Origin of the sequence: Streptomyces carpinensis, assembly GCF_002154505.1 — a bacterium.
Taxonomy (GTDB): domain Bacteria; phylum Actinomycetota; class Actinomycetes; order Streptomycetales; family Streptomycetaceae; genus Streptomyces; species Streptomyces carpinensis.
Map to the genome: position 1 here is coordinate 1 of NZ_MUBM01000279.1, position 15,946 is coordinate 15,946.

A 15,946-nucleotide genomic window follows, 5' to 3' on the forward strand; every position below is an offset into this window, starting at 1 on the left:
ATCTCGATGCCCATGGGCATCTCGGGGTGCTGGGTGCCCACGTGGGAGGGGAAGGAGTAGCAGCCCAGCATCGCCAGGGCGTCCGCCGCGCGGGGGCCGACCACGGCGATGCGGGTGTCGGGGGAGAGGGGCAGCACACCGTCGGGGTTGGACAGCAGGACCACCGACTCCTCGGCCAGGCGGCGGGCCACGGCCCGGTTCTCCGCCGAGTCCAGATCGATGGACTCCGTGGGCAGCTCCGGCTCCCAGCCCTCGTCCAGGAGGCCCAGTTCGCACTTCTGGAGCAGGACGCGGCGGGCCGCACGGTCCACCAGCTCCTCCGGGACCGTCCCGGCCCGGACCGCCGCCACCAGGTCCTTGCCGTAGCACTTCAGGGTGGGCAGTTCGACATCGATGCCGGCGGCCAGGGCCAGGTGCGCGGACTCGGCGGGGCTGCCGGCGACCCGGTGCAGGGTCTGGAGGAAGTCGATGGCGAAGTAGTCGGCGACCACCGTGCCCGTGAAGCCCCACTGCTCGCGCAGGAGTCCGGTGAGCAGGTCCGGGTCCGCGGAGGCAGGGACGCCGTCCGTCTCCGTGTACGCCGCCATCACCGAGCGGGCCCCGCCCTCGCGCAGCGCCATCTCGAAGGGCGGCAGAGTGACGTCCGCGAACTCGCGGGTGCCCGCCCGGACCGGGGCCAGGTTGCGGGCGCCCGCCGATGAGGCGTACCCGGCGAAGTGCTTGAGGGTGGCGATGATCCCGGCGGACTCCAGACCCCGCACGTAAGCGCTGCCGATGGTGCCGACCAGGTAGGGGTCCTCGCCGATGGTCTCCTCGACCCGGCCCCAGCGCGGGTCGCGGACCACGTCCAGAACGGGCGCCAGGCCCTGGTGCACGCCCACCGAGCGCATGTCCCGGCCGATCCGCGCGGCCATCGCCTCCACCAGCGCCGGGTCGAAGGTCGCACCCCAGGCCAGCGGGACCGGGTAGGCCGTCGCGCCCCAGGCGGTGAAGCCCGCCAGGCACTCCTCATGGGCGACCGCGGGGATGCCGAAGCGGCCGGCCTCGGCGATCCGGCGCTGGGCGCGGGCCAGTGCCTGCGCGCCCAGCGCCGGGTCCACGGGGGAGGTGCCGAAGGAACGGGTGAGCTGGCCCAGGCCCTGGGTGATCAGCTCGTCCCAGTCGTAGTCGGTGTTCATGTGCTGCTGGTGCGGGGCGACGCCGTCACCGTCCGTGGCGGCGCCCACCCACACGCCGTACAGCTGGGCGATCCTCTCCTCGAGGGTCATCCGGGAGAGCAGGTCGTCGACGCGGGTGGCGGCGGGCAGGGCGGGGTCTCGCCAGGGGGCGGTGCTCATGGAACTCCTGTCAGTAACGTCGGGAGAGGGTGCGTTCACTTGCCGCCCACGCCCATCAGGCCGCCGACGAGGGCACGCCGGGCCACCAGATAGACGGCGAAGATCGGGATTCCGGAGAGGACGACCGAGGCGAGCAGAGCGGGGATGTTCACCCCGAACTGGCTGACGTAGTTGAACAGGCCGAGGGTCAGCACGCGCGGACCGTCGGACTGGGTGAAGATCAGCGGGAAGAGGAAGCCGTTCCACGCCTGCAGCGAGGAGTAGATGACGACCGTGCTGATACCGCCCTTGGTCATCGGGATGACCAGCTGGAACAGCATCCGGGTGGTCGAGGCGCCGTCCAGGGCCATCGCCTCGTACATCTCCTCGGAGATGTCGCGGAGCGTGCCGGTCAGGATCAGCACGGACACCGGCATCGCGAAGGCCGCCGTCGGCAGGATGACCGCGAGCAGGCTGTCGTAGAGGTTCAGCTTGGCGATCATCAGATAGAGCGGGACCACGACCGCCTGCGCGGGGATGGCCACGCCCAGCAGGAACAGGCGGAAGGCCGCGCCGGACCAGAACGTGCGGGAGCGCACGGCCACGTAGGACAGCGGGATGCACAGCACCAGCACGATCGCCACGACCGCCGCCGCCACGATGACCGTGTTGAGCAGGAGGTGGCCGAAGCCGTTGTGCAGGACGGTGTTGTAGTTGTCGAAGGTGGGGTCGGTGGGCGGCACGAGGGCGTTCTTGCCCAGCGCCTTGTCCTGGTGGGTCAGCGAGGACGAGATCATCGCGTAGATCGGGACGATGACCACGGCCAGCCACAGCACCGAACCGATGCCGGCCAGCGGGTTGGGGCGCCTGGTCCAGTGGCGGCGGCGCCCGGCGGTACGGGCGGCCGAGGGCCGTCCGGTGGTCTTCACGGGACGCGGACGTCGCAACGTATCGTGTGACAACGCGTCACATTCCTTCCCTGGTGCTGCGCATGTTGCCGAAGCCGGACAGCTTGACCAGCACGAGCGACAGTGCGGTGGCGGCCACGACGAGGAAGGACGCGATGGCGCTCGCGTAGCCCAGGTCGTAGCTCTTGAAGCCCGACTCGTACATCAGGTACGGCAGGATCGCGGTGTCCGTGCCCGGGCCGCCCTGGGTGAGGATCAGCACGGTCTCGAAGTAGGTCAGCGAGCCGACGATCATCAGCACGCTCGACGTGGTCGCCGTGTTGCGCAGCTGGGGCAGGGTGATGGAGAAGAACTGGCGGTAGCGGCCGGCGCCGTCAATCGCGGCCGCCTGGTAGAGGACCTCCGGGATCTGCCGTGCCCCGCCCTGGTAGATCAGGGTGTGGAAGGGGATGAACTGCCAGCCGCCGACGAAGACGATCGCCAGGAAGGCGCCGGACGTGGTGCCGAGCGTGTCCCCGTGGATGATGCCGAAGTTCGGGTCGAGCAGGGCGTAGAACAGCAGCGAGATCGCCGTCGAGGAGAGCAGGAACGGGACGAAGAAGATCGCGGACAGAACGGCCCGGTTGCGCTGGCGGCCCGCGGCCCAGACCCCGAGCAGCAGCGAAAGGACCGTCTGGAAGGCCCAGCTGACGACGGTCAGCAGGACGGTCACCGTCAGGGACTGGGTCAGGCGCGGGTCGTGGATCAGCTTCTGCCAGTTGGCGAGGCCGACCGGCTGGGGGTCGCCCAGGCCGTTCCACTTGGTGAACGAGAGGTAGAGCGCCAGCACCATGGGGGCGACGGCGAAGAACGTGAAGAACAGAACGCCGGGCAGGACCCAGGCGGCGTGCGGACGGCCCGTCCGCACGCCTCCCCCGGGCCTGCCCTTCGTCCGGGCGGTGGCCGACGAACTCACTTCAGCCCCTTGAGCGCGGCCACGAACTGGGTCGGCGTCGACTTGCCCACGAACAGCTTGTTGATCTCCGTCAGCATCGGCGTCTGCCAGCTGGGGTCGACCGCCTGGTCCCAGCTCAGGGTGAACGCGGGGGCCTGCTGCACCATCTGGTACTGGTACTTGGCGAACTCCGGGTTGGGGGAGGAGTCCAGCATGCCGGCCGCGATGGTGGTGGTCGGGACGTCACCGTTGGCGATCAGGTCCTTGGTGTACGCCTCGGAGGCGCAGTCGCGCAGGAACGCGATGGCCGCGTCCTTGTTGGAGACGCGGGCGTTCACGGACCAGTAGTTGTTGGGGTTGCCGACGACGTTGCGGATGTCGCCGGAGCCGCCCTCGTACTTCGGGAAGGCGCACCAGCCCACGTCCTTCTTGGCGAAGTCCGGGAAGATACCGAGCAGCGTGGAGAACTCCCAGGAGCCCATCAGGTGCATGGCCGCCTTGCCCTTGGCGAAGGCCGCGGACGCGCCGTGGTTGTTGTACGACACCGAGCTGTAGCCCTTGCCGAAGGCGCCGTCGTCGATGAGCTGCTTGACCGTCTCGGCGGCCTTCAGCACGGCCGGGTCGCCCCAGCCGGAGGAGTCACCGTTCTTGATCTTGTCGAAGACCTGGGGGCCGCCGATGCGGTCGACCAGGTACTCCAGCCACATCAGCTCCGGCCAGATGTCGGCGCCGCCGAGCGCGAAGGGGGTGATCTTCGCCTTCTTCAGCTTGGCGTTGATGTCGAGCAGCTGGTCCCAGGTGGTGGGCGCCTGCAGTTTGTGCTCGGCGAACAGCGTCTTGTTGTAGAAGAGGATCACCGGCTGCGTGCCACGCATCGGGATGCCGTACATCTTGCCCTTCAGCGAGCCCGCGGCGAGGACGTTGGGCAGGAAGCCGGCCTTGAGGACCGCGTCGGACTGGATGGTGTCGGTGAGGTCGATCAGCTGGTTGGCCTCCTGGTAGGCCTTGATCGAGCCGCCGCCCCAGTTGAAGAAGACGTCGGGGGCGTTGGGCGAACCCATCGCCGTGCGCAGCTTGGCCGGGTAGTCGGAGGCGGGGATCTTCTGCAGCTTGATCTTGCCCTTGGCCTTCTTCGCGGCCGCGGAGGCGTTGAACCGGTTGACCTGCGCGGTCTGTATCTTCACCGCGTCGTCGCCGTACACCATCGCCGTGATGGTGCCGCCTGAACCGCCCGAACCGCTGCCGGACCCGCAGGCGGTGAGCCCGGCGGCCGAGATCAGGGTGGTGGCGCCGGCGCCGAGGAACCAGCGCCTGCTGTAGGACTCCATGTGACGGCACCTCTCACGAAGGTTCGCTCGGGTAGGACTCATCGCCTGGTACCCGAATGTTTCGGATGTTACTTCGAATGTTCCGGGAACCTAAGCCGCGCTGGGGGGTTCGTCAAGAGGTCGCGCAGAGATACGATCGCGACCATGAAGCCGACGAAGACCGCAGAAACCCGCACCGCCACACTCGCCGAGATCGCCCGCGAGGCCGGTGTGTCGGCTCCGACTGTTTCGAAGGTCCTCAACGGGCGCGCCGATGTCGCTCCGAGCACGCGCAGCCGGGTCGAGGAGCTGCTGCGCGCCCACGGCTACCGGCGCCGGCGTGCCGAGGCCACCCGCTCGCCCCTGATCGACCTCGTCTTCCACGAACTGGAGAGCGCCTGGGCGATGGAGGTCATCCGGGGCGTGGAGAACGTGGCGCGGGACGCGGGTCTGAGCGTCGTGCTCTCCGAGAGCGCGGGCCGGCTCACCCCCGGGCGGACCTGGGCGGACCAGGTCGCCGCGCGCCGCCCGCACGGCGTGGTCCTGGTCCTGTCCGGGCTCGACGAGTCGCAGCGGGCGCTGCTGACCAGCCGTTCCATCCCGTTCGTGGTGATGGACCCGGCCGGTGACCCGGGCACCGACGTGCCCTCGATCGGCGCGACCAACTGGCAGGGGGGCCTCGCCGCCACCCGGCACCTGGTCGAGCTCGGCCACACCCGTATCGGTGCGCTGAGCGGACCGTCCCGGATGATGTGCAGCCGCGCCCGGGTCGACGGCTACCGGGCCGCGCTGGAGACGGCGGGGCTGCCGGTGGACCCGTCGCTGATCGTCACCGGCGACTTCCACCACGAGGCCGGCTACCGGCTGGGCCTGAAGCTGCTGCGCCGCGAGGACCGGCCCACCGCGGTCTTCGCGGGCAACGACCTCCAGGCGCTCGGCCTGTACGAGGCGGCGCGCGAGCTGGGGCTGCGCATCCCGGAGGACCTCAGCGTGGTCGGCTTCGACGATCTGCCCGTGGCCCGCTGGGTGGGGCCGCCGCTGACGACCGTCCGGCAGCCGCTGACGGAGATGGCCGAGGCGGCGGCGCGGCTGGTCCTGGACCTCGGGCGCGAGGAGGAGTCGCCGGTGGCGACCCGGGTGGAGCTGGCGACGAGCCTGGTCGTACGCAGCAGCACGGCGCCACCGGCGGCCTGAGACCGCCTCGCCGCAGGCTTCGAAACTTTCGAAGAGCCCGCCGGGAGGCGGCCGGATGCGGAGGATCCGAGGACGGAGAAAACCCGGAGAGAAATTCTCGGGAGCGTGTCGATTCCGGTGTCCGTCGTTCGACGCACGGGGTGAGAGGCGGGGAGAGACCCTGCCCCACACGGGACCGAGGAGTCACCATGCCGCGTTACCTGTCGATCGTGCGCATCGACGAGAGCACCGCCCCCGCCGAGGGCCCCAGCCCCGAGTTGATGCAGCGGATGGGCGAACTGATCGAGGAGGTCACCAAGGCCGGCGTCATGCTCGACACCGCCGGGCTGACCCCGCAGAGCCAGGGCAAGCGGGTGCGCTGGGAGGGCGGCAAGGTCACCGTCACCGACGGACCGTTCACCGAGTCCAAGGAGGTCATCGGCGGTTACGCCCTCATGCAGTGCAAGGACATGGACGAGGCCGTGGAGTGGGCCAACCGGTTCGTGCGCACCCACGAGGAGTACTGGACGGTCACCTGCGAGGTGCGGGAGATCGCCGAGGGCTGAGCGCTTCTGGCCTCGAGGCCCGGTGGGGGTGTTGCATGGTGGGTTGTGCAGCAGCAGCCCACCGAGCCCACCCGTGCCCTCGAGGCCGTCTTCCGTATCGAGTCGCCCCGTGTCGTGGCCGCCGTCGCCCGGATCGTGCGGGACGTCGGCATCGCCGAGGAGCTGACCCAGGACGCCCTGGTCGCGGCGCTGGAGCAGTGGCCCCGGGACGGGGTGCCGGACAACCCCGGCGCCTGGCTCATGACCACCGCCCGGCACCGCGCCGTCGACCTGGTGCGCCGCCGCGAGAACTACGCCCGCAAGCTGGCGGAGATCGGCCGCTCGCTTCGGACCACGTCCGTCGTCGAGGAGCCCTCCGCCCCGGACGACATCGACGACGATCTGCTCCGCCTGGTCTTCACCACCTGCCATCCCGTGCTGTCGGCCGAGGCCCGCACCGCCCTCACCCTGCGCCTCCTCGGCGGCCTGACCACGGCCGAGATCGCCCGCGCGTACCTGGTGCCCGAGGCGACGATCGCCCAGCGGATCGTGCGTGCCAAACGCACCCTGGCGACGAAGAACGTGGCCTTCGAGGTGCCCTACGGCCCCGACCGCGAGGCCCGGCTCGGCTCGGTCCTCGATGTCATCTATCTGATCTTCAACGAGGGGTACGCCGCCACGGCGGGCGACGACTGGCTGCGCCCCGGACTGTGCGAGGACGCGCTGCGCCTGGCCCGTCTGCTGGCCGGACTGATGCCCAAGGAACCGGAGGTGCACGGCCTGGCGGCGCTCCTGGAGTTCCAGACCTCCCGCGCCGCCGCCCGCACCGCCCCGGACGGCACGCCGATCCTCCTCAGGGACCAGAACCGTCGCCGCTGGAACCGTCTGCTGATCCGCCGTGGCGTGGACGCCCTGGCCCGCGCCGACGCCGCGGCGGCCGGCGCCCCCGGCCCGTACGCGCTCCAGGCCGCCATCGCCGCCTGCCACGCGCTCGCGTACACCTACGAGGAGACCGACTGGTCGGCGATCGCGACCCTCTACGGTCTGCTCGCCGCCCGATCCCCGTCGCCCGTGGTGGAGTTGAACCGTGCCGTCGCCGTCTCGATGGCCCAGGGACCGGCGCCCGCACTGGAGATCGTCGACGCCCTCGCGGCCGAGCCCGCCCTGCGCGAGTACCACCTGCTCCCCAGCGTCCGCGGCGACCTGCTGGCCCGCCTCGGGCGTACGCAGGAGGCGCGCGCGGAGTTCGGGCGCGCGGCGTCGCTCACCCGCAACGAACGGGAGCGCGAACTGCTGCTGCGCCGGGCGGCCGAGCTGCCGTAGACCGGTCGCCGCGCTCTCGTGGGTCCGGTCGCGGTGGCTCCGAGGGCTTCCCGCTACGCGGGCTGCCCGAGCAGCATGGTCGGTGCCCCCGCGACGCGCGTGAGGAACACCGTCGCCGCGTTCCGTCCGTGCGGCTTCGGCAGCACCTTGCGGCGCAGTTCCTCCGGCTCGACGGCCGAGCCGCGCTTCTTCACGGTGAGCGTGCCGACCTCGCGCTCCCGCAGCAGCGCCTTCAGCTTCTTGGCGTTGAAGGGGAGCCGGTCGGTGATCTCGTAGGCGGTGGCGTACGGGGTGGGCCGCAGCTCGTCGCCGGTGACGTACGCGATCGTGTCGTCGAGGAGGCCGCCGTCCAGGTCCGCGGCGACCTCGGCGACGAGATGGGCGCGGATGACGGCGCCGTCGGGCTCGTACACGTAGCGTCCGAGCGGGCGGACCCGGGGATTCGGCAGGCCGCGGCCGCGCAGGCTGTGCGGGCCGGGGAGCAGTGTGGCCCGCACCAGGCCGGGCTCGGTGCCGAACCACAGCACCGCCTCCTTCACGTCCCCGCCGTCGGAGATCCACTCGGCCTCGGCCTGCGGCGGCACCGCCTCGTGGGGGACGCCGGGGGCGATCTTCAGGGCGGCGTGCGGGGCGCTGAGGGCCGTCTCGACCGCCCAGGAGAGCGGGGGCGAGTAGGCCTCCGGGTCGAAGATCCTCCCGCGTCCGCCCCTGCGCGCGGGGTCGACGAACACCGCGTCGTAGGGGGCCGTGTCGACATCCGTCACGTCCGCCTCGCGCACCTCGATCAGGTCGGCGAGACCCAGTGCCTCGGCGTTGGCGCGGGCCGCGGCGGCCGTCACCGGGTCGCGGTCGACGGCGAGGACCCGGATCCCGGCGCGAGCGAGGGCGATCGCGTCGCCGCCGATGCCGCAGCACAGGTCGGCGAGGGAGGACACGCCCAGTTCCGCGAGGCGCGCCGCCCGGTGGGCGGCCACGCTCGCACGCGTCGACTGCTCGACCCCGTTCGGTGTGAAGAACATCCGCCGCGCGTCCTCGGCCCCCAGCTTCGCCGCCGCCCGCTGCCGCAGCCGGGCCTGCCCGAGTGCCGCCGACACCAGTCGGGCGGGGTGTTCGCGGCGCAGGCGGGTGGCGACGGCTAGTTCGTCGGCGGGGTCGGTGTCGCGGACCTCGTCCAGGAGGGCGCGGCCCTCGGGAGTGAGGAGCGCGGCCAAGGCGCCGACGGGGTCGAGTGGGTCGAGTGGGGCGTTCACGGGCTCATTGTCGGCCAGTCGGTGGACGGTGTGCCCGGCGGCCGCGGTGTCGTCGCCGGTTCGGGCCGGGGACCTGCGAGGATCCGGCGCCATGAAGGTAGTAGTACAAAATGACAAAAAGTGTCACAAGTGGACCCGGCGCGCGGGGCGCAGGGCGGGGGTCCACGCCGGGCTGGCCGCCGTCGCCGTCGCCGGCCTCGCCTCCGGCTGCTCGGAGCCCGACGCACCGGCACCGCCCGCCCAGGGCCAGCAGCTCATCCAGGCACCCGCGGCCCGCGCCCTCGACTCCTACGCCACCCGGCTGCACGCCTCCTACACGGCCCGGGTCGCCGCCACCAGACGCTGGGGCCTGAAGCAGGTGCCCCTCACGCCCCCGCGGCCCCCCGCCGCGAAGGCGAGGATCACCGCCCGCCCGGGTTTCGAGGTGAGCCGTCAGAAGGACTGGTACCTGCCCCCGGTCTTCACCACGGTCCCCACCAAGGACAAGGTCGTCTTCCTCACCATCGACGACGGCGCGGAGAAGGACCCCGCGTTCCTGCGCATGATGAGCGACCTGAAGATCCCCTACACGGCGTTTCTCAGCAACTACCTCATCAAGGACAACTACGAATACTTCCGGAAGATGCAGGCCTCGGGCGTCACCCTCAACAACCACACCCTGCACCACCCCTACCTGCCCGGCCTGTCCTACGAGCAGCAGAGGCGCGAGATCTGCGACATGCAGGACATCATGGAGGAGCAGTTCGGCAAGCGCCCGACGCTCATGCGCCCGCCCTACGGCAACTACAACCAGGACACCCTGGCCGCCGCCAAGTCCTGCGGCATCGAGTACGCGCCGATCTGGAACGAGGAGGTCTACGTCGACCACTGGGAGTTCCGCGAGGACGACCAGCGGATGCGCCCCGGCGACATCGTGCTCACCCACTTCCGGGGACGCGGCGAGTGGAACGGCACGATGGTCGACGACATGCGCCGGTTCCTGAACTACGTGACGGCCAAGGGGTTCGCGGTGGCCCGGCTGGAGGACTACCTGTGAGGCCGCGGCTGCGGCGGTGGCCCCGGCGCACGGCCGCGGTCCTGCTCGCGGCCGCGCTGCTGCTCCTGGCCGGCTGCGCGCCGTCCGTGGACCCGATCGAACGGCTGGGCCGCAAGGCGGCACAGGGGGTGCGGCCCGAGAGGCCGGCCGACGGGCAGCCGTACCGCCGCTGGGGCCTGACGGCTCCGCTGCCCGCGCCCCCGCGCCCGCCGGCCCGCCCGCTGGGCCTGACCGTGGGGGCCTCGGGCACGCCCCCGGTCCTGGACCACGTCCGCACCTCCGACCGGGTCGTCTTCCTCACCTACGACGACGGGGCGGAGCGGGACCCCCGGTTCGTCGACATGGTCCGCGAACTGCGGCTGCCGGTCAGCATGTTCCTCACCGACAGCGTCGTCGGGCCGGGCTACGGGCACTTCGGGCGCCTGCTGTCGGTCGGCGCGCAGCTGGAGAACCACACCCTCGACCACCCGCCGCTGCGCGGCCTGCCGTACCAGGGCCAGCGCGCGGAGATCTGCGGCCAGCGCGACAAGCTCCACGCCCGCTTCGGAGTCCGCCCCCGCCTCTTCCGGCCGCCCTACGGGGCGTACGACGGCACGACCCTGCGCGCCGCCGCCCACTGCGGGGTCTCGGCCGTCGTGCTGTGGCGCGCCTCGATGAAGGATGCCGACCTGCACTTCGCCCACGGCCCCCACACCCTCCGCCCCGGCGACATCCTCCTGATCGCCTCGGACGACGACGACCTCGACGGTCCGCCACTGCGCGAACGCACGGCGCGCCTGCTGCGCAGGATCCAGGCGGAGGGCCTGACGGTGGGGAGGCTGGAGGACTACCTCTGAAAAGGGGGCCCGGGTGGCAGCTCCCAGGGGCGGTCGCCGCGGAAACAGTCACTGGCACAGACGACCCGCAGAAGGCGTCCCTGGCCGACGCGCCGCGAGGCAATTGGCACTCCGCTTGACCGAGTGCTAACGACGGTCATAGTCTCAGGTCTGGCACTCCCCCCAGGAGAGTGCCAACACAGCGACGGGCAGGTCCGGCACCCGCGACGACGGATCGACCTGGTCGCCACCTCAGACAGTTAACCCCGTGAGATCTCCGAAGGGGGAGGTCGGATCGTGACGACCGCCAGCTCCAAGGTTGCCATCAAGCCGCTCGAGGACCGCATCGTGGTCCAGCCGCTGGACGCCGAGCAGACCACGGCCTCTGGCCTGGTCATCCCGGACACCGCCAAGGAGAAGCCCCAGGAGGGCGTCGTCCTGGCCGTGGGCCCGGGCCGCTTCGAGGACGGCAACCGCCTTCCGCTCGACGTCCAGGTCGGCGACGTCGTGCTCTACAGCAAGTACGGCGGCACCGAAGTGAAGTACAACAACGAGGAGTACCTCGTTCTCTCGGCTCGCGACGTCCTCGCGATCATCGAGAAGTAAGGGCGTCCGGGGGACGAACCCCCGGAGTTCCCGGACTTTCGACCACTTCACTGCTTTGAGCTGCGCCCCTGGCCCCCGCGACCGATAAGAAGCCGGGCGCCCGGGGCGCAGTGCCTTTTTCACCCAGATTTCCGAGAGGGCTCCCGCTGCCATGGCGAAGATCCTGAAGTTCGACGAGGACGCCCGTCGCGCCCTCGAGCGCGGCGTCAACAAGCTCGCCGACACGGTCAAGGTGACGATCGGCCCCAAGGGCCGCAACGTCGTCATCGACAAGAAGTTCGGCGCCCCCACCATCACCAACGACGGCGTCACCATCGCCCGCGAGGTCGAGGTCGAGGACCCGTACGAGAACCTCGGCGCCCAGCTGGTGAAGGAGGTGGCGACCAAGACCAACGACATCGCGGGTGACGGCACCACCACCGCCACCGTGCTCGCCCAGGCGCTGGTGCGCGAGGGCCTGAAGAACGTCGCCGCCGGTGCCTCCCCGGCCGCCCTGAAGAAGGGCATCGACGCCGCCGTCGCCGCGGTCTCCGAGGACCTGCTGGCCTCGGCCCGCCCGATCGACGAGAAGTCCGACATCGCCGCCGTCGCCGCGCTGTCCGCCCAGGACCAGCAGGTCGGCGAGCTCATCGCCGAGGCGATGGACAAGGTCGGCAAGGACGGTGTCATCACCGTCGAGGAGTCCAACACCTTCGGTCTGGAGCTGGACTTCACCGAGGGCATGGCCTTCGACAAGGGTTACCTGTCGCCGTACTTCGTGACGGACCAGGAGCGCATGGAGGCCGTCCTCGACGACCCGTACATCCTGATCCACCAGGGCAAGATCTCCTCCATCGCGGACCTGCTGCCGCTGCTCGAGAAGATCATCCAGGCGAACGCCTCCAAGCCGCTGCTGATCATCGCCGAGGACGTCGAGGGCGAGGCCCTGTCGACCCTGGTCGTCAACAAGATCCGCGGCACCTTCAACGCCACCGCCGTCAAGGCCCCCGGCTTCGGCGACCGCCGCAAGGCGATGCTCCAGGACATGGCGATCCTCACCGGCGCCACCGTCATCTCCGAGGAGGTCGGCCTCAAGCTCGACCAGGTCGGTCTGGACGTCCTCGGCTCCGCCCGCCGCGTCACCGTCACCAAGGACGACACCACGATCGTCGACGGCGCCGGCAACAAGTCGGACGTCGAGGGCCGCGTCGCCCAGATCAAGGCCGAGATCGAGAACACCGACTCCGACTGGGACCGCGAGAAGCTCCAGGAGCGCCTCGCGAAGCTGGCCGGCGGCGTGTGCGTGATCAAGGTCGGCGCCGCCACCGAGGTGGAGCTGAAGGAGAAGAAGCACCGTCTGGAGGACGCCATCTCCGCAACCCGCGCCGCGGTCGAGGAGGGCATCGTCTCCGGTGGTGGCTCCGCGCTCGTCCACGCCGTGAAGGTCCTGGAGGGCAACCTCGGCAAGACCGGCGACGAGGCCACGGGTGTCTCGGTCGTCCGCAAGGCCGCCGTCGAGCCGCTGCGCTGGATCGCCGAGAACGCCGGCCTGGAGGGCTACGTCATCGTCTCCAAGGTGGCCGAGCTGGACAAGGGCAGCGGCTACAACGCCGCCACCGGTGAGTACGGCGACCTGGTCAAGGCCGGCGTCATCGACCCGGTGAAGGTCACCCGCTCCGCCCTGGAGAACGCCGCGTCGATCGCCTCCCTCCTGCTGACGACCGAGACCCTGGTCGTCGAGAAGAAGGAAGAGGAAGAGCCGGCCGCCGCGGGCCACGGCCACGGCCACGCCCACTGAGCGCTGCGCTGAGCTGAGCCGCACCGACGCTGCCCGGTGCCCCTACGGGGGTGCCGGGCAGCGTGCGTTGTGCCGGCCGGGTTCACCTCTGTCGCGCGGGGTGCGCTTCCGGGCGCGGATCGCCGGTGACCCGTTCGCATCACCGGCAGCCGCTCGCCCCGGGCGTCGCTCACCTCACCTCACCTCGACACGCAAGCGCCCGTCGTCCTGCCTGCTCAGCAGCGGTTCGGCGTCCCGGCCGGGAACCAGACCGTGGGTGACGGCGTTTGCGGCCGACCCGGCGACGGCGAGTCCGAAACGGCGTCGCTTTCGTCGGGGAGTCGGGCCGGCATCGCCCGTCGGCTCTCAGGACGCGTTGCTGCGCAGGCGGTGCGTGATGATGCCCCGGATGTCGGTGAGCCACTGGCGAAGTGAGACGCCGTCGGGGGGGTAGACCATGAGGCCCAGGGTCTCCGCGGCATGTTCCAGTTCCTTGTCCGACGAGACGCGGGAAAGAAAGTTACTGAGTTCCTGGGCGGCTTCGGCGAGATATTCCTTGGGGTTTCCGTCGAGATAGTCGTCGAGAGCCTCTCGATGGGACCCGTAGAACCTCGGGTAATCCTGGTGAAAGTAGCCGCCCAACAGAGAGGAGAGCTCCGGGAACTGCTTTCTCCATTCCCAGTCGGTCTGTGGAAGCTGCGCTTGCTCCCAGACGCCGGAGGTCCTGATCCGTTCCAGGTGCGAGCGGATGGTGGCGAGGCACTGCTCCACGGTGCGTCCGGCTGGGGGCTCGACGTGGGGCAGGAGGTCCACGTCGTCGGCGATCTCGTCGTTGAACAGGCCGACCCGCAACAGGTCGTCGATCTCCGCGATGAGTGCGTCCAGGGTTCCCGGTGTACGCATGGCCTGCCGTACATATGCCTTGAGCGCTACGCCGGGCTCGTCGGGGGTGTCCGTGAAGGAGTTTCCGGAGAAGGCGTAGGAATCGAGCATTTCGTGCAGTGCGGGGAACCGCTCGTCTCTGTCCAGGAACCCTTCGGGGTAGTGGTGGGTCACGGGGTGTTCCTTGCGCTCACGAGGTGGGATACGAGGTGTGGATACGGTAGCCGCTCGGCATGTCGGGATCGCGACGCAGGAGCAGGAACACCTGATGCACGTCGTGCGGTCCGGTTCCTCTGATGAAATCCTCTCGGGACAGGCTCCGGCCGGTGACTTCGTCCCCGAAGTCCACTCTGAACGTGAGCTCCGGCTTCCTGGTGTTCTCAAGCCATCGCCTGACGTCGTGCTGACGTTGAATGATCGCGCGGTCCGTCAGATCCTGTGCTGCCTCAGGGCTGACGAAGCTGGAACTGCCGGTGATCCTCTTCTCGGCGCGCAGGCGGGCTCGGAGCTCCCGGTCGGTCTTCTCGACGTGCTTCTCCAGGGTATGGGAGTGCGATCTGGCAGTCCCCTTGCCCTCGTCTCCCGCCAGGTCCGCCCGGTACTTCGGCTTGACCGCGCCCTTGCGCTTGCTGCGCGGCCAGGCGTTCGGCTCGCCGTCGCCCTTCATGAGCAGGCCGAGGTCGTCCGCTGACGCCGTCACGCCGCCCGGCAGGGCGACCTCGGGGGAGAGGCCGGGCAACCGGACCCCGCCCAGCAGTTCGCTCCAGCCGCCCGCCCTGCTCGCCGCCCTGACGGCGGCGCCCCCACCGCCGAAGGCGCCGCCCAGGAGCGCGCCGTAAGCTCCGGCCTCGCGGGCCTCGTCGAGGCTGAGGCCCTTCTGCTCGCCCAGGGCGATGGACAGGGGCTGGGCGACGGCGAGGTCGACGGTGACGGACTCGATGCCCGCGATGGCGGCCGTGGCCAGGGTGGTGCCCGCGATGGCGGCGACCTCGGCCGTGACCGTGACGCCCAGGCCGGCGGCGAGTTCCGTGACGGTCGCCGCGGCCGCGACGGCTGCTCCTTCCGAGAGGCCCGCGGTGAAGACGGCCAGGAGAGTGCCTCCCACGAGGGTGGCACCGACGATCTCCAGTTCGTGTTCGATCTTCTTCTTCGCGGCGTGTACGGCGTCGGCGTAGGCGTCCAGGGCCGTGGCCATGTCGCGGGCGCCGTCGGACAGGTCCTTCAGCCAGCCGTGCTTTTCGTAGTAGTAGCGGCGCCAGAACGGGTCGTCGAAGGCGGCGATGGCCTCGCCCTTGTTGTGCTCGATCAGGGACCGGGCGGCCTTGTTCGCGGCGGCGGTGACGTCGTCGACGTCGTCGGCGAACGCCCGCCACGCCTTCGCCGCGTCCCGCAGCCCGTCGACGTCTGCCGCGGGCCACCACATGCCCGTCAGGTCCTGGACGATCTTGCGGGCCTTGTCGGCGACGCTCACTTGTCGTGGCTCTCGGTGTCGTGAGGGACGTCGATCCGGCTGAACATCGAACGGATCAGCTGTTCGTTGTCGATGTGGCCGTCGGCCATGTCGGCCATCGCCGTGTGGATGCCGGCCAGCCCGTCGGCCAGGATCTGGGCGGACTGCTCGATCCGCTTGACCAGGGGACCGTAGGTCTCGTGGAACTTGGTGCCCTGCTCGTCGTCGCCCCAGGGTGCGCCGGCCGCCGACAGACCGGTCTTCAGCTTCGTCAACGCGTGTGCGAGCGCGACGCTCTCGTGGCTGAACTGCGGTGCTGTCCTCTTGATGTCGGCGATCTTGATGTCGAGTATCTCGCCCTTGTCGCCCATGACTTGGTGTTCGCCCCCTCCGTCGGCCACCTGGACCGCTCGACTCTAACCCGGAGGTACCGTGCACAAGTTCGATCACTGCAAAGGAGGAGCAAAGGCGGTTGGCGGCGTCTGGGCGCGGCCGGCGCTGTGGCTCGGAGAACCGCTTTCCGGTCGAGGTGACGCATGGGACGCGCACTGCGGGCAGAGGGACTCGTCGCCGGCAGGTCGGAAGAGCCGGGGCTGTACGTGGTCGCCCTCGCACTCGCGGGTTCCCGCGAGTGCGAGGGCGACC

15 protein-coding genes are annotated in these 15,946 nt (G+C 70.3%); 7 read left to right on the forward strand and 8 right to left on the reverse strand.

Going from position 1 to position 15,946, the window contains the following annotated elements; all coding sequences use genetic code 11:
- The 4 genes from BZY54_RS33315 to BZY54_RS33330 all read right to left on the reverse strand — a co-directional run.
- A partial coding sequence (locus BZY54_RS33315) for a glycoside hydrolase family 3 protein (protein ID WP_143668174.1) occupies positions 1–1,337 on the reverse strand: 1,337 nt, incomplete at its 3' end.
- Positions 1,338–1,372: 35 nt separating this feature from the next.
- Positions 1,373–2,278, reverse strand: a complete 906-nt coding sequence (locus tag BZY54_RS33320; protein ID WP_425276343.1) for a carbohydrate ABC transporter permease — start codon at positions 2,276–2,278, stop codon at positions 1,373–1,375.
- Positions 2,279–2,282: 4 nt separating this feature from the next.
- Positions 2,283–3,179 (reverse strand): carbohydrate ABC transporter permease, encoded by an 897-nt coding sequence (locus BZY54_RS33325; RefSeq protein WP_086729058.1) that lies wholly within the window; start codon positions 3,177–3,179, stop codon positions 2,283–2,285.
- On the reverse strand, positions 3,176–4,486 hold the full coding sequence (locus BZY54_RS33330; protein ID WP_086729059.1) for an ABC transporter substrate-binding protein: 1,311 nt from the start codon (positions 4,484–4,486) through the stop codon (positions 3,176–3,178). Before BZY54_RS33330 ends, BZY54_RS33325 begins: the two co-directional genes overlap by 4 nt.
- A gap of 144 nt (positions 4,487–4,630) precedes the next feature.
- Between BZY54_RS33330 and BZY54_RS33335 the strand changes: the two genes are divergently transcribed.
- From BZY54_RS33335 to BZY54_RS33345, 3 genes are all read left to right on the forward strand, one after another.
- Complete coding sequence (locus BZY54_RS33335; RefSeq protein WP_086729060.1) at positions 4,631–5,659, forward strand: LacI family DNA-binding transcriptional regulator; 1,029 nt, start codon at positions 4,631–4,633, stop codon at positions 5,657–5,659.
- 188 nt (positions 5,660–5,847) lie between these two features.
- Positions 5,848–6,204 (forward strand): YciI family protein, encoded by a 357-nt coding sequence (locus BZY54_RS33340; protein ID WP_086729061.1) that lies wholly within the window; start codon positions 5,848–5,850, stop codon positions 6,202–6,204.
- Between the two features lie 45 nt (positions 6,205–6,249).
- On the forward strand, positions 6,250–7,506 hold the full coding sequence (locus tag BZY54_RS33345; RefSeq protein WP_086729062.1) for an RNA polymerase sigma factor: 1,257 nt from the start codon (positions 6,250–6,252) through the stop codon (positions 7,504–7,506).
- Positions 7,507–7,559: 53 nt separating this feature from the next.
- Here BZY54_RS33345 and BZY54_RS33350 read toward each other — a convergent pair whose 3' ends face one another.
- On the reverse strand, positions 7,560–8,849 hold the full coding sequence (locus tag BZY54_RS33350; RefSeq protein ID WP_086729063.1) for a class I SAM-dependent methyltransferase: 1,290 nt from the start codon (positions 8,847–8,849) through the stop codon (positions 7,560–7,562).
- On the opposite strand from BZY54_RS33350, the gene BZY54_RS33355 reads away from it, so the two are divergent.
- The 4 genes from BZY54_RS33355 (at position 8,848) to groL (ending at position 12,990) form a co-directional block, all read left to right on the forward strand.
- On the forward strand, positions 8,848–9,792 hold the full coding sequence (locus BZY54_RS33355; RefSeq protein ID WP_086729064.1) for a polysaccharide deacetylase family protein: 945 nt from the start codon (positions 8,848–8,850) through the stop codon (positions 9,790–9,792). The genes BZY54_RS33350 and BZY54_RS33355 overlap by 2 nt on opposite strands.
- Positions 9,789–10,628, forward strand: a complete 840-nt coding sequence (locus tag BZY54_RS33360) for a polysaccharide deacetylase family protein (protein WP_086729065.1) — start codon at positions 9,789–9,791, stop codon at positions 10,626–10,628. Before BZY54_RS33355 ends, BZY54_RS33360 begins: the two co-directional genes overlap by 4 nt.
- A gap of 276 nt (positions 10,629–10,904) precedes the next feature.
- Positions 10,905–11,213, forward strand: a complete 309-nt coding sequence (gene groES, locus BZY54_RS33365) for a co-chaperone GroES (protein WP_086729066.1) — start codon at positions 10,905–10,907, stop codon at positions 11,211–11,213.
- Positions 11,214–11,364: 151 nt separating this feature from the next.
- Entirely contained in the window at positions 11,365–12,990 is a 1,626-nt protein-coding gene (gene groL, locus BZY54_RS33370; RefSeq protein WP_086729067.1) for a chaperonin GroEL, read from the forward strand.
- 345 nt (positions 12,991–13,335) lie between these two features.
- On the opposite strand, the gene BZY54_RS33375 is transcribed toward groL, so the two are convergent.
- The 3 genes from BZY54_RS33375 to BZY54_RS33385 are packed head-to-tail and all read right to left on the reverse strand — an operon-like array spanning position 13,336 to position 15,672.
- The gene (locus BZY54_RS33375) at positions 13,336–14,025 is read right to left on the reverse strand and encodes a contact-dependent growth inhibition system immunity protein (RefSeq protein WP_244217465.1); all 690 of its coding nucleotides are present in this window, start codon (positions 14,023–14,025) and stop codon (positions 13,336–13,338) included.
- A gap of 16 nt (positions 14,026–14,041) precedes the next feature.
- Positions 14,042–15,322, reverse strand: a complete 1,281-nt coding sequence (locus BZY54_RS33380) for an RNase A-like domain-containing protein (RefSeq protein WP_086729068.1) — start codon at positions 15,320–15,322, stop codon at positions 14,042–14,044.
- Positions 15,319–15,672 (reverse strand): hypothetical protein, encoded by a 354-nt coding sequence (locus BZY54_RS33385; protein WP_086729069.1) that lies wholly within the window; start codon positions 15,670–15,672, stop codon positions 15,319–15,321. Before BZY54_RS33385 ends, BZY54_RS33380 begins: the two co-directional genes overlap by 4 nt.
- Positions 15,673–15,946: the final 274 nt, after the last annotated feature.

Coding starts and splice junctions, on each gene's coding strand:
- BZY54_RS33330 (WP_086729059.1), bottom strand. CDS start 4,486: ATGGAGTCCTACAGCAGGCGCTGGTTCCTCGGCGCCGGCGCCACCACC.
- BZY54_RS33335 (WP_086729060.1), top strand. CDS start 4,631: ATGAAGCCGACGAAGACCGCAGAAACCCGCACCGCCACACTCGCCGAG.
- BZY54_RS33340 (WP_086729061.1), top strand. CDS start 5,848: ATGCCGCGTTACCTGTCGATCGTGCGCATCGACGAGAGCACCGCCCCC.
- BZY54_RS33355 (WP_086729064.1), top strand. CDS start 8,848: ATGAAGGTAGTAGTACAAAATGACAAAAAGTGTCACAAGTGGACCCGG.
- BZY54_RS33350 (WP_086729063.1), bottom strand. CDS start 8,849: ATGGCGCCGGATCCTCGCAGGTCCCCGGCCCGAACCGGCGACGACACC.
- groL (WP_086729067.1), top strand. CDS start 11,365: ATGGCGAAGATCCTGAAGTTCGACGAGGACGCCCGTCGCGCCCTCGAG.
- BZY54_RS33385 (WP_086729069.1), bottom strand. CDS start 15,672: ATGGGCGACAAGGGCGAGATACTCGACATCAAGATCGCCGACATCAAG.